Source organism: Paenibacillus dokdonensis, assembly GCF_004916975.1.
Taxonomy (GTDB): domain Bacteria; phylum Bacillota; class Bacilli; order Paenibacillales; family Paenibacillaceae; genus Paenibacillus_AQ; species Paenibacillus_AQ dokdonensis.
Genome location: NZ_STGQ01000001.1, coordinates 1,821,451 through 1,833,494, shown reverse-complemented (window position 1 = coordinate 1,833,494; position 12,044 = coordinate 1,821,451). Strand labels below are relative to the sequence as shown.

13 protein-coding genes are annotated in these 12,044 nt (G+C 45.8%); 1 reads left to right on the top strand and 12 read right to left on the bottom strand.

Features of this window, described 5'->3' with window-relative positions; translation table 11 throughout:
- Positions 1-41: 41 nt before the first annotated feature.
- The 7 genes from E6W40_RS08565 to E6W40_RS08535 all read right to left on the bottom strand — a co-directional run bounded on the left by E6W40_RS08565 (position 42) and on the right by E6W40_RS08535 (position 6,045).
- Positions 42-635, bottom strand: coding sequence for a TetR/AcrR family transcriptional regulator (locus tag E6W40_RS08565; protein ID WP_136605100.1), 594 nt, complete (start codon positions 633-635; stop codon positions 42-44).
- 144 nt (positions 636-779) lie between these two features.
- Positions 780-1,397 (bottom strand): pyroglutamyl-peptidase I, encoded by a 618-nt coding sequence (locus E6W40_RS08560; RefSeq protein WP_136605099.1) that lies wholly within the window; start codon positions 1,395-1,397, stop codon positions 780-782.
- A 21-nt stretch (positions 1,398-1,418) separates the two neighbouring features.
- Positions 1,419-2,174, bottom strand: a complete 756-nt coding sequence (locus E6W40_RS08555) for a 5-oxoprolinase subunit PxpA (protein WP_136605098.1) — start codon at positions 2,172-2,174, stop codon at positions 1,419-1,421.
- Positions 2,149-3,177 carry a 5-oxoprolinase subunit C family protein gene (locus E6W40_RS08550; RefSeq protein ID WP_136605097.1) on the bottom strand — a complete coding sequence of 343 codons (1,029 nt, stop codon included), beginning with the start codon at positions 3,175-3,177 and terminating at the stop codon, positions 2,149-2,151. The genes E6W40_RS08555 and E6W40_RS08550 overlap by 26 nt, the downstream gene beginning before the upstream one ends.
- A complete protein-coding gene (pxpB, locus tag E6W40_RS08545) occupies positions 3,174-3,887 on the bottom strand; it encodes a 5-oxoprolinase subunit PxpB (protein ID WP_136605096.1) in 714 nt (237 codons plus the stop codon). The genes E6W40_RS08550 and pxpB overlap by 4 nt, the downstream gene beginning before the upstream one ends.
- A 239-nt stretch (positions 3,888-4,126) precedes the next feature.
- Entirely contained in the window at positions 4,127-4,966 is an 840-nt protein-coding gene (locus E6W40_RS08540) for a YitT family protein (protein WP_136605095.1), read from the bottom strand.
- A 149-nt stretch (positions 4,967-5,115) separates the two neighbouring features.
- Complete coding sequence (locus tag E6W40_RS08535) at positions 5,116-6,045, bottom strand: L,D-transpeptidase family protein (RefSeq protein ID WP_244864464.1); 930 nt, start codon at positions 6,043-6,045, stop codon at positions 5,116-5,118.
- 178 nt (positions 6,046-6,223) lie between these two features.
- Between E6W40_RS08535 and E6W40_RS08530 the strand changes: the two genes are divergently transcribed.
- Positions 6,224-7,270: a permease gene (locus tag E6W40_RS08530; RefSeq protein WP_136605094.1), complete on the top strand. Its 1,047-nt coding sequence runs from the start codon at positions 6,224-6,226 to the stop codon at positions 7,268-7,270.
- Positions 7,271-7,369: 99 nt separating this feature from the next.
- On the opposite strand, the gene E6W40_RS08525 is transcribed toward E6W40_RS08530, so the two are convergent.
- The 5 genes from E6W40_RS08525 to E6W40_RS08505 all read right to left on the bottom strand — a co-directional run bounded on the left by E6W40_RS08525 (position 7,370) and on the right by E6W40_RS08505 (position 11,916).
- Positions 7,370-7,795, bottom strand: coding sequence for a MarR family winged helix-turn-helix transcriptional regulator (locus tag E6W40_RS08525; protein ID WP_136605093.1), 426 nt, complete (start codon positions 7,793-7,795; stop codon positions 7,370-7,372).
- A 16-nt stretch (positions 7,796-7,811) separates the two neighbouring features.
- Positions 7,812-8,081, bottom strand: coding sequence for a transporter suffix domain-containing protein (locus E6W40_RS08520; protein WP_211146984.1), 270 nt, complete (start codon positions 8,079-8,081; stop codon positions 7,812-7,814).
- Positions 8,082-8,249: 168 nt separating this feature from the next.
- Positions 8,250-9,830 (bottom strand): MDR family MFS transporter, encoded by a 1,581-nt coding sequence (locus tag E6W40_RS08515; protein ID WP_136605092.1) that lies wholly within the window; start codon positions 9,828-9,830, stop codon positions 8,250-8,252.
- An 80-nt stretch (positions 9,831-9,910) separates the two neighbouring features.
- Positions 9,911-10,834: a helix-turn-helix transcriptional regulator gene (locus tag E6W40_RS08510; RefSeq protein ID WP_136605091.1), complete on the bottom strand. Its 924-nt coding sequence runs from the start codon at positions 10,832-10,834 to the stop codon at positions 9,911-9,913.
- Positions 10,835-11,046: 212 nt separating this feature from the next.
- Positions 11,047-11,916, bottom strand: a complete 870-nt coding sequence (locus E6W40_RS08505; RefSeq protein ID WP_246072922.1) for a helix-turn-helix domain-containing protein — start codon at positions 11,914-11,916, stop codon at positions 11,047-11,049.
- Positions 11,917-12,044 lie beyond the last annotated feature (128 nt).

Below are 12,044 nucleotides of genomic sequence, written 5' to 3'. Positions count from 1 at the left end.
TGTATGGTTGCTTCCAAAATCTCATCCTCCGTTATGTCTATCTAAGTTTGTGTTCTTCCAAGCATCTCGTTCAACAATAAACCGGCGTACTTGGAAATCAATAAGATATGGCTCGTATCTCTGTTGGTTTGAGCCAATATCAATGAGCCTTCCAGCATAGACAGAAGAACCTCGGCGGTTTCATCCGCCTGCTGCTTCTCCAGTCCCTCCTTCAAAAGCCTGCTGGATATAATAAATTGCCAGTCAGCAAGCACGGATTGACATGCCTCCCGCAATGAATTGCTAATTGCAGAGGTTTCGACCGCCATCCAAAAGCTGAATGGGATAAACCCTTCAAAATTGGATTTCAGCGCTTCATCCGCCATATTCTCAATAAACTGCCGCACGGCCTGAACCGGGTCGGGAACCTTCTCAAATACATCATTCCATTTATCCGCTACGATCAATTTTGTGCGGTGTATGCATTCGAGTGCTAGCTCCTCCTTCCCTTCGGGAAAGTAATAATAGAGAGATCCCTTGGGACAGCAGCTTTCTTTAACAATCTGGTTTAAACCCGTTCCATGATAACCCTGCTTGAAAAACAGCTTGGAAGCTGTATCCACGATGGATTCACGCGAATTGGGCTTGCCTGCCATTATTGTTCACCTCCCAATTATAACGATCGGTCTATATATTATAAAGGATTTTAGAGGTCAGTTGTCAACTATTTTTAATTGACAGTCATGCTGGTAAATGATGAAAAAAAAAGCCCATGCAGCGCATGGACGATATTAATCAAACTATTTAATAAGCGTATGTACCATTGTTATCAAGCCCTTTAGCATGGTTTCATGGGACAGCGAAGGCAGATTCGGCTTACTCGCGGCCATCTCTTCCGATGCCGGGAAATGGACAAATCCGCCTGCGATTGGAAGCTGATGAATTCGGATGTAATCAAGAAGAGCATACATCGTATTGTTGCATATGAATGTCCCCGCCGAATAGGAGATGGAGGCTGGAATACCTTGCTCTCTCATGGTTTCAATCATCTCGCGGACCGGTAAACGGGTAAACAAACCATCCGGGCCTTCCGGGTTTACATATTCGTTATCAGGACGAACACCTTTATTATCTGAAACCGTGGATTCCTTTGGTACTTCTTTGAGATTGATGGCTATTTGCTCCGGAGTAATTGAAGTCCGGCCTGAGGCTAATCCACAGCAAATGACAGCATCCGGTTGTATGGATTCGATCGAATGAATCAGATTCTCCGAACATTCATCGAAAACTACCGGCAGCATCAGGGTATAAATTTCTGCACCCTCAAAAGATTGCTTTTCCATGTCTTCGATCAATCTTTGCGTCGGGTTAATCGTATCGCCGCCAAAGGGTTCGAATGCCGTGATCAGAATTTTCATATAAATCCCCCCTTATTTTGTTTACAAAGCTTGAACCAATACCTGCTCTTGGTTGAGTGCAGCCCGCAGCATTTGGGCAAAAGAAAGAGCCTGTGTTCCATCTCCATGGATGCACACCGTATTCGCCTCGATAGCCACTTTTTTGCCGCTTACTGTGGTGACGCATCCTTCTTTCACCATTTGCAGCACCTGCTTCACCGCCAGTTCCGGATTCTCAATTAATGAACCCGCCATGCTTCTTGGCGTCAGTGTTCCATCATCCTGATAGGTCCGGTCCGCAAATACTTCCTGAGCCGTTTGCAGGCCGGTTGTTCTGCCCGCTTGAATCATCTCGCTTCCCGCGAGACCGAATAAAATGAGGGTGGGATCAATAGCATAGACGGCTTCTGCAATGGCTTCCGCGACCGTTCTATCCACCGCTGCCATATTATACAGCGCCCCATGTGCCTTGACATGCCGCATATTACCGCCTTCCTGCCTTACAAATGCCTGCAGCGCCCCAATTTGGTAGGTTACCATGTCAAAGACATCTTCCGGAGACACGTCCATCCGGCGCCTTCCGAATCCGGCCAAGTCCGGGAGTCCCGGATGAGCCCCCACTGCGATCCCTTTGCTGACAGCCAGACGCACTGTTTTTCTCATAACAGAAGGATCTCCCGCATGGAAGCCGCATGCTATATTGGCCGACGTAATCTCATTCATCATGTCCGCATCCGTCCCCAGGACATATCGTCCAAAGCTTTCGCCCATATCACAATTCAAATCCAGCCGCAGCATGGAACCCCTCCCTTAACCGGTAATCAATCATGCTTTTCATCAGCTTCATCTTACGGGCCTGTTCAAAATAGAGCCCTTCCGATTCGGACTGCGAAATTTCATGAAAGCGGATGCTCCCCCCGGGAGGCAGCTGGGCAACCCTTGACAGATCCACCGAAGCAACCTGCGCTATTTTCGGATAGCCTCCCAGCGTCTGTCTGTCTGCCATAAGAATAATAGGCTGCCCATCAGCAGGAACCTGCACGGTGCCTACAGCTACCCCCTCGGAAACATACTCGCGCGGCGTCACAAGCTGTAACTGCGGCCCTTTTAACCGATATCCCATCCGGTCTGATTCCGGTTTGACGATATACTCATCTTGAAATAATCGCTCTTGCGCCAAGCTGCTGAAATCACCATATTCGCGTCCTCTCGTTACTCTAACGATTTGATGAGGATGGCCGTAAGTGTAACGGGGAGATGCTGACCAATCCACGGATTGGAACGGATACTCCGCATTCCATACGGATGACCACATGCACCGGGTTTCAAACGCAGTGTGTTTCACCTGAAGAACATCCCCAGATTGCAACGCTCTCCCTTTCAAGCCTCCGATTCCGGCGCGCATATACGTGCTGCGACTTCCCATGACTTCAGGCACATCGATTCCGCCTAAGACGGCTACATACGAACGGCAGCCGGAAACCGGGCGTTTAAATGTAAGCTCGCTTCCTTTACGGAAGATCACCGGCCGCCACATCGGCACAGAGATACCACTACTTTCAGGAGCCAAATCCGCTCCAGTTATGGAGGCTAGCGTATCCCGAAGGAATCTTATTGAAAAACCGGACCATGTTATTTCCAGCAGCGCTTCTCCTCCATCATTTCCCGCCAGCCAATTGGCAAGGCTGCACGCATAGCTATCCATAGCTCCTGAGCTGCTGATCCCATATTTTCCGTAGCCCTTCCTCCCCAGATCCTGAACAGTTGCAAGCAAGCCGCGCTTCAATACTTCCAGGCTCATTTTCGTCCACCTGCCAAACGGGTATATTCAGAAAAACTAACGGCTTTGAAACGAATCCACTGACCACTCTTTAGAAGAACCGGCGGGTCCTGATCCGGCCGGAATAAAGCAAGTGGCGTTCGTCCGATGATCTGCCATCCCCCCGGCGTTTCCAGCGGATAAATACCCGTTTGCGTGCCGGCTATTCCGATGGATCCTGCCGGTATACGGAGTCTTGGGGTCGTCTTTCTTGGAGCAGCTATACTTTCCGGTATACCTCCAAGATAAGGAAAACCCGGTGCAAAACCTAGTGCGTAGACCAGAAGATCCTGCCCTGTATGAATCTTGATGACGTCCTCTTCATCCAGTCCATTCGCTTCGGCAACATAGGCAAGGTCCGGCCCGTACTCACCACCATAACAAACCGGAATTTCGATAGTCTCCCGCTCCGTTGCGGGGACCGTTTCCATGTTCTGCAGCAGCCCAGCCACTATTGTACGGACGAATTCAAAAGCTGTCCCGCCGTCAGCAGGTTGGTTTAGATGAAGCGGGTCATAATAGACGGTTAGCGTTGTAAAGGAAGGCACACACTCCTGAAAACCGGGAAACGGATGCTGCTCCAGACGGAAGGCTGCTGCCTGGACCAACGAATTCGTGCTTTCATCTATGTTCTCGCCGAATTGTATCAACAATGCCGAATCCCCCATGGCATCAATGATAAGCTGCTTCATCTCGGACCCTCGCTTTCTGTAACCGCATTTTGAAATATCCTTGCGTACATGTCTATTCTTCTATTTTAGGGTTGTTCTGCGGATTATGGCAATCCTTTGACGCAAATATAGGAGTAACAAGAATTATCCTGAACAAAAAAGACTGCCAGCAGGCAGCCTTTTCAGGGATAGTCCAATCATATATAGGAACAAAAAAGTCTGATGCTTATCAGGCTTTGCGTTCGAGACGTTGTCACTTGTTATTTTGCTAAATCAATAAATCCTTCACCAAAAACATCTCTCACATCATGGATCGTGATGAATGCTTCCTTGTCCACTGATTTCACGATTTTTTTAAGTGTCGGCACTTCCTGTTTGTTAATGACAACGTAAAGTACTTCTTTAGGTGCTTTTGTGTAATATCCATAACCCGGAAAAACGGTCACGCCGCGTTCCATCACGCAGTTAATCTCCTTGGCAATATGGTCGTATTCCTTGGATATAATCGTCACGGCTTTACGCGGATTAAGACCCTCGATAATAAATTCCATCACCTTCGTACCGATAAACAACATGATGATGGTCAGCATAAGGCTTTGAGCTCCGATGATGAAGAACGACGAGAACGCCACGATCAGATCAAAAAAGAGCAGTGCATAGCTGATATTCCAGTCCCAATATTTATGGGCAATCCGCGCCAATATCACGCTTCCCGCAGTGGTTCCGCCTGCCCGTACGATGAGACCAATGCCTACACCGGCAAAAACCCCACCGAATATGGCATTCAGCAGCAGCTCGTTTGATGCGAGTGTCCATCCTTCAGTCAGATGCAGGAACAGAGAATTGAACACAATGGCAATGACCGTGTATAAGGTCGTCTGTTTATCCAGAAACTTATAACCCACAAGCAGCAGGATTGCGTTCAGAATCAGATTCACCAGACCCGGCGACCATTGGAACAGATAGTAGAGAATAATGGTAATCCCTGTGACCCCACCCTCGGACAGATCATGCGGAATCACGAACAGATTGATGTCGAGCGCAAAAATAAATGAACCGGCAATAATTAAAAAGATATCTGCAATAATTTTTCTATTCATAGGATGCCTTCCCAACAGTTGATATTCTTATCTTAAAAGACGCAACCTTCATATTTTATAAGGTTTGTCCGAGTTTCGTCAATATGAAAGATATATAATAGATAAAAAAAATCCGCGGTAGCCGCGGATAACAGGATGAGTCCTCTATATTATTTTGGAGACGTGATTGATACGGTATTCGAAGTACCGTCCCATTGAACGGAATAACCTGAAAGCTCCGAGAAGTTTCTCAACGGGAGCATCAATGAATTTTCACGATTTTTTGAAGCCGTAATTTTCACATTTTTGCCGTTAACTGTTGCCTGTTCGGATAATGCTTTATGGACAATGGTTCGGGTTCCAATCTTTATGGTGGCTGTTTTTGTCTGGTCGTTCCACAGCACCTCCCCGCCCAGTAATTCAATGCATGCTCGTAAAGGAATATAAATCCGGGAATCGTACAGGACTATATCATTTCGCAATGCCGCTTCCCTGTTGTCGATCAACAGCCTCCCCTCAAATTTCTGCTCACCTATACGATAGCCAGATTTTTGAGCGATATCTTCAAATGAAAGCTTAGACGATGTAATAATGGCAGTAGTATGAACCTTTACCTGTGCAAAAAGCCAATGAATATCATCGTTATACATGCGGATACATCCGGCGCTGACATACTTCCCAATGGAATTTTTATTGCTGTTTCCATGGATTGCATATGTCGTTCCATTCGTTCCGTTTACATCCAGCCCGATCCAGCGGTCGCCGAGCGGATTTCTTGGATCTCCTCCCGGAATTTTTTCTTTGTAATACGGACGGTTTTTAATCTTATTGACAATCTCAAAGCTGCCTTCCGGCGTGAGTGACGGGGTTTTGCCGGTGGCTACGGGAAATTCCCTGATTAGGGATCCATTTTGAAAAAAAGCCAGTTTATTCGTTTTTTTGTTGACGATAATGAGATCACTGCCCACACGTTGTGTGTCCGCATGCACAGGCGCGGGGATGATCCAGCCCAATAGCAAAATGAGTAGCATGGCTGCGAATGGGCGAAGACGAGTATGCAGAGTGAGAGAGCCTCCTTTCTTCGTTCGGTTAATAGCCATTATATGGGGGACTAAGGGTGTCCTATCACTCATTCATGTGTAATGATGTGGAATTGTTTAAGACAGGAAAATTCTATGAGGAAAATGTAGTTTTCATGAAATGAAAGTAGTTTTTCTTGTGTTTATTCATATCGAGTACTAAAATATATACTTGTTCATTTATTAAGGAGGAAAAAGAATGTCACCTGTCCATTCAACTACCAGCCGTCCTCCAACTAAAAAAACATTTTGGTTGGCGATGCTGTTCGTTCTTATCGCGATCATCGGCCTGCTCTATGTCAAATGGTGGCCCTATTACCATAAAGCATTTTCGGCAGCTTCCAAGCATTCGATCGGCTCATCCATATTGGGTATGGAACAGGATGGACCATCCTGGCACTCCGCCCTGCAATATGCAAAGGCATACTTCAAATCCGTGTGGAAAGCCGCTGTACTCGGTATCTTGCTCGGGTCTTTAGTGCAGGTCCTTTTGCCAGTGCAATGGCTGTATCAAAAGCTCGGCAAAGCCGGCTTCAAGAGCACTCTGATCGGGGGCGTCTCCTCATTGCCTGGCATGATGTGCACATGCTGCGCAGCTCCTATTGCAAGCGGACTCCGCAAACGCAATGTTTCCATCGGGGCTGCTCTGGCCTTCTGGCTCGGCAATCCCCTGCTCAACCCGGCAACACTAATCTTCATGGCATTTGTATTGTCCTGGAAGTTTACGCTGATGCGGATTGTGTTTGGTCTTGTAGTTACGTTTGGCGTCAGCTATTTTGCCAATCGTTTTGCAGGAAAAACTGAGGTTAACGGATCCATCGCAAATATTCCTGATGAAACAGGAGAACAAGCTCCCTTTTTGACCCGCTGGCTTAAAAGTCTGGGAACGATGATTATTAGTGTCGTACCTGCTTATCTGATTGCGGTATTGCTGCTCGGAGCATTCCAATCTAACATGTTTCCAGTGTGGGTCAGCGGAGGTATTGCAGCCATTATTGTGTTCGCGATTGTCGGCACGTTGTTCGTCATACCGACAGCTGCAGAGATTCCAATTATCCAATCCTTCCTCATGCTTGGCATAGGGACAGGCCCGGCTGCAGCTTTACTCGTAACTCTGCCTGCAATCAGTCTCCCGTCCGTACTCATCGTCGGCAGGGCTTTCCCGAAAAAAGTACTGGCGTTTGTTATTGGCTCCGTCGTCGTTGCGGGGTTCGTTAGTGGTTTGATCGGGGCATGGATCTTATAGAATGTTGCCAGTCAGAAAAAAGGCATCTGCAGCGTCTGCCGCAGATGCCTTTTTAATTTTATAGTGAAATATTTATGGATAGTGTTGAGTTGGTAACCGTTACTTAAGTACTTCCTGCAGCTTTTGAAGTTCTGATAACATATTTGTCAATTCTACAAGTGATAAATTCGCATGATACTTTTCCGAAACTTGTTTATTAAATGCTTCCATTTCTTTTTTATAAAGCAGCCCTTTTTCGCCTAATTCAATTGAAAATATGCGCTTATCTTCTGCATGTTGTTTTCTAATTATATAGCCTTCCTTTTCAAGTTTTGCTAACTGTTGACTTACAGCACTTTTTGTAACATCCATTTTTTCAGCTAACTCTGAAGGAGAGGAGAAAGGATGCCGAATTGCTAATGTTAATAGCACATATTGCTGATTATTTAATTTAAAATTCGTATAGGCTCTTTCTTTCTTTTCAAGCGTCATCCATATATTTTCCAATGTTTGATTAATTTGCTCAGCTATATTTTTATCTTTCATGCTTTTGTCCCTCACCTTATTTTCGCCATTTTTTGGGGTTTAAATAGCTTTTAAATTTGGCTGCCACTTCCTTCCCAACAAGTAAGGCGCCTACCCAAAACATGATTTCCGACATTATTATGCTTCCTGTAATAACACCTGCTTTTATTTGAGTTGAAAGTGAGGTAAATGGTGTGGTCACTGGTATCAACCAAAGCAATAGAGAGATCATAAGAAGCCCTATTCCAAGTTTATAAAATAATGATTTTTTTTGCTTCTTTTCGACTGAAACCATCTCTTTTTCCAATTCTAAGCCCCCGCATTAAAATTACTATAGTTTAGTTAACTAAACTATATATCGATAGTAGTTTGAATGCAAGGGTTCTGAAATTTATCTTCAAACAAATACATTTAGCGGAATATGAAAAAAGCCAAGATCCCGCATGCCCCCGAAGCACGGAATCTTGGCTTCTTCCTATGAAGATTGAACCGGGGAATAATCTCCAGCTTTAGGCCGGGATTCAGAAGGATTGTCCTCCTCAATTGGAGTGGTATATTCCGCCGTTGCATCCAGTTTCGATTTGCCCATGAACAATGACGCCGCGAAAGCCAGCAATACAGGAAGTAATGCCCAAGCGAATGTTTGTGCAATGGAGGAAGACAAGGCTCCAGAAATACTTCTCAGCACATCTTCAGGTATGGATGATCGTGCCTGCTCGGTTAAAAGCACATGCGGATCATCGATCTGAAAAGACTGCGGTAAAGCTGCTCCACTGCTGAAAATTCGCTCCATCTGACCCGAAAATGCATGTTTCTGAATCATGCCGAACATCGTAATGCCGAGGGTCATCCCGAGTGAGCGCAAAAAGTTAAAGGTCGCGCTCGCCGTTCCCCGCTGCCGGTATGACAAACCGTGAATACATGCATTGCCCAGTACCGAAAAGGAAGCACCGATTCCGAGCCCGACCAGAGTCATGTACAGCGTAATGATGAGACGTGAGGAATCAGGGTTCAGTGTCGACAAAAGCAGGATTCCTGCTGTTAAAACCACCAAAGAACCACTCATAATGGATCGGTATGACAAACGATTCATCAGGCTGCCGCCCAGTGTCGCGGTGATGACCGATGCAACCATCATAGGGAGCAATACCATGCCGGAGTTTGTTGCCGAACCGCCCAGGACTCCTTGGATATATATCGGGATGTACACCGACGCCGCAATAAATGCCGCCCCGCTAAAAAAGCCCATGATTACACTGGAGGAGTAAATCCTGTTTTTGAATAGTGCAAACGTAATAATCGGTTCCTTGGCTTTGGTTTCACGGTACAGAAATGCTGCTGCCAGAAGCACAAAGCCTCCAAGCAGGCTTAGTATTTCCGCCGAATTCCAGGCAAGCTGCTTGCCGCCCAATTCCAAGGCAAACATCAAGCAAACGACGGCACCAAGCAGAGTCACAGCCCCCGCCCAATCGATCGGCTGCCTTGAATGCTCATGAGATTCCTTGTAATAAGCTGCAATCATGCAGAGTGCCACGAGTCCGATCGGCAGGTTGATATAGAATATCCACTGCCACGCGATATAGTCTGTAATATATGCACCCAACAGCGGACCGAAGATGCTGGAGATACCGAACACAGCCCCAAACAATCCGCCGAGCTTCCCTCGCTTTTCAAGCGGCACCGTATCGAACATAATCGTAAACGCAATCGGTACAAGCGCCCCACCGCCGATTCCCTGGACCGCACGATACAGTGCCAGCTGGGTTATCGATTGAGCCGTTCCACATAAGGCTGATCCGATCATGAACATAATGATCCCGAATATAAAAAATCTTTTTCTGCCATACATATCCGACAGCTTGCCGAATATCGGCATTCCTGCCATTTCCGCAACCATGTATGCCGAGGTGACCCAGACGAATTTATCCATGCCTCCGATCTCGCCAACAATATTACCCATTGCCGTAGCGACGATCGAATTATCCATAGACGCCATCAGAATCCCCAATAACAATGCTGCGATGACTAACGGTAACCGGCTTTGCTGCTGTTTCATTTACAGACCCACTCCTCTTCTCACATTCACTTTTTCTTGGCCTATAAGTATCTTAAAAAAAGAAGTATGACAACTGAATGTCATACTTCCCGATATTTTTCGATAGTTTTTTGCAGCATGATCTTGATCTCTTTTCTTAATTCCAAAGGCTCCAGAACTACTGCTCCATCTCCGAAACTGAGAATAATCGGCATTAGCCACTTCAATTCTTTTATATTTTGGTTCTGCAAATAAATATTCAAAGAACCATCCTCGTTGAACTGCCTCTCAACTCCAACAAAGAAGTCCAGTGCTCTTGCCATGCAATCCGAAGAAAATTTCAATACAATATTTCTGTCGCCGTCCTCTGAATTCGTTTTTCTAACATAGGTTCTAGCCGGCTTGGGTTCGTGCTGATGATGCTGAAAATGCTCTCCGGTGACCAAAAGCGACATCATTCTCGGAAGCTTGAATTCCCGGTATCCGTTTCTCAATCTGCAGTAAGCATACAAATACCATGTATCGTATTTATACAGCAAATTTACAGGCTCTACATAGCGTTTCACTCGCTCGCCTTTGGCGCTTACATATTCAAACTGCAGCACAAGCTGGTTGGCAATGGCATCCTTGATCAACCGGAGCATCTCATTATAGGGTCGCCAGCTGCCGATATCCAGCGACATAGCATGAGTCCGCGATTCTTTATGTACGGTTTGCAGCTTATGTATGGTTTCTTCGGCTTTTTCGTCCTCGAAAATTGCTGACATGCTCCGCAGCAGAGTCACAATGGAATTCACATCATGCGATCCGAGCAGGCTTTTGTCCATTTTATATTCTTCCATGATTCCGTAGCCGCCATTAACCCCTTGATAAGAGACGACCGGTATCCCGGCAGCACAAATGGCCTCAATATCACGGTAAATCGTCCGCTGCGAAACATTATATTTCTCGGCCAAGACCGATGCTGACAAAACCTCGTGATTTAGCAGCATGTAGATCATGGAAATGATCCGTTCAAGCTTCATGAATACCCGTCCTCACTAAATGAAATTCATAACCTAAAAGATAGAAATAATTACTTTAATAAAGATATCATATATGAAAGAATACAAAAGCTATTGTTGTGTCCAAACATATCATTCCTTCGGATAACTGGTGAAAAAGGAGCCCGCACAGACGATATTTATCGTACTGCTTCGGCTCCTCTTTTTTGGCAATCAATATGTTTACATTATGATCAAGTCGTGTATTCGAGTCCGGTTCTGATCCATTTTTCGATCACGTCCTGATTCAGGAACGGAGCAATCGGCCTTAAGGCCCCGAAACCGTTGGCTTCGAACGCTTTTTTGGCACATTCCTCAATCGCTTCATCGCTCATGAACGGAGCTAACGATTTCAACGATTCTATGCCCTCTGCTTCGAAAGACTTTCTGGCGCATTCGTCAATCGCTTCATCGCTCATGAACGGTGCCAGGGATTTCAACGATTCTATGCCCTCTGCTTCAAAAGTCTTTCTGGCGCACTCGTCAATCGCTTCATCGCTCATGAACGGTGCCAGGGATTTCAGCGATTCTACGCCCTCTGCTTCAAAAGTCTTTCTGGCGCACTCGTCAATCGCTTCATCGCTCATGAACGGAGCTAACGATTTCAGCGATCCTATGCCCTCTGCTTCATAAGACTTTCTGGCATATTCGTCAATGATCTCGGTACTGACAAACGGGGCAATCGAAATTATATCTTGGATTTCAATGTTCATTTTTAATTGCCCAAATACCTCATCAGCCTGCTCTGTTTTCAGGATCGGGGCAATGGTGGAGAAATCTTCGATCGAAACTTCGTTGTTTTTCAAAAACTCTGATGTATTATGGTTGACGAAGGTATGGATGATTTTGGTACTATGGTGGTTGTCGAGAATTTGATCTATGCTTACTTCAAACGTTGCTGCAAGTTCAGGAAGTTTGGAGATGTCAGGCATCGTTTCTCCCCGTTCCCAATTGCTGATCGCCTGATAGCTGACTCCCATTTTATCCGCGACCTCCATCTGCGTCATCCCTTTTTCTTTTCTTAGCTTGGCAATGTTCCTGCCGATTTTGACCATATCAAACATTTCAATCACTCCTTATTGGTTGATGCGTTTAGTGTATCGATGAAAGTAAATTCTGTATATCAAGCGGCGCTTGAGTATGTATAAAAAATGCATTTTATGAAACCTGATTCACAGTATCTATCTTCTCA

What these genes read in the sequence shown, in the direction of transcription:
- E6W40_RS08510 (WP_136605091.1), bottom strand. Translation starts at nt 10,834, where the DNA reads ATGAAGCTTGAACGGATCATTTCCATGATCTACATGCTGCTAAATCAC.
- E6W40_RS08560 (WP_136605099.1), bottom strand. Translation starts at nt 1,397, where the DNA reads ATGAAAATTCTGATCACGGCATTCGAACCCTTTGGCGGCGATACGATT.
- E6W40_RS08505 (WP_246072922.1), bottom strand. Translation starts at nt 11,916, where the DNA reads ATGTTTGATATGGTCAAAATCGGCAGGAACATTGCCAAGCTAAGAAAA.
- E6W40_RS08530 (WP_136605094.1), top strand. Translation starts at nt 6,224, where the DNA reads ATGTCACCTGTCCATTCAACTACCAGCCGTCCTCCAACTAAAAAAACA.
- E6W40_RS08535 (WP_244864464.1), bottom strand. Translation starts at nt 6,045, where the DNA reads ATGGCTATTAACCGAACGAAGAAAGGAGGCTCTCTCACTCTGCATACT.
- pxpB (WP_136605096.1), bottom strand. Translation starts at nt 3,887, where the DNA reads ATGAAGCAGCTTATCATTGATGCCATGGGGGATTCGGCATTGTTGATA.
- E6W40_RS08555 (WP_136605098.1), bottom strand. Translation starts at nt 2,174, where the DNA reads ATGCTGCGGCTGGATTTGAATTGTGATATGGGCGAAAGCTTTGGACGA.
- E6W40_RS08525 (WP_136605093.1), bottom strand. Translation starts at nt 7,795, where the DNA reads ATGAAAGATAAAAATATAGCTGAGCAAATTAATCAAACATTGGAAAAT.
- E6W40_RS08515 (WP_136605092.1), bottom strand. Translation starts at nt 9,830, where the DNA reads ATGAAACAGCAGCAAAGCCGGTTACCGTTAGTCATCGCAGCATTGTTA.
- E6W40_RS08540 (WP_136605095.1), bottom strand. Translation starts at nt 4,966, where the DNA reads ATGAATAGAAAAATTATTGCAGATATCTTTTTAATTATTGCCGGTTCA.
- E6W40_RS08550 (WP_136605097.1), bottom strand. Translation starts at nt 3,177, where the DNA reads ATGAGCCTGGAAGTATTGAAGCGCGGCTTGCTTGCAACTGTTCAGGAT.
- E6W40_RS08565 (WP_136605100.1), bottom strand. Translation starts at nt 635, where the DNA reads ATGGCAGGCAAGCCCAATTCGCGTGAATCCATCGTGGATACAGCTTCC.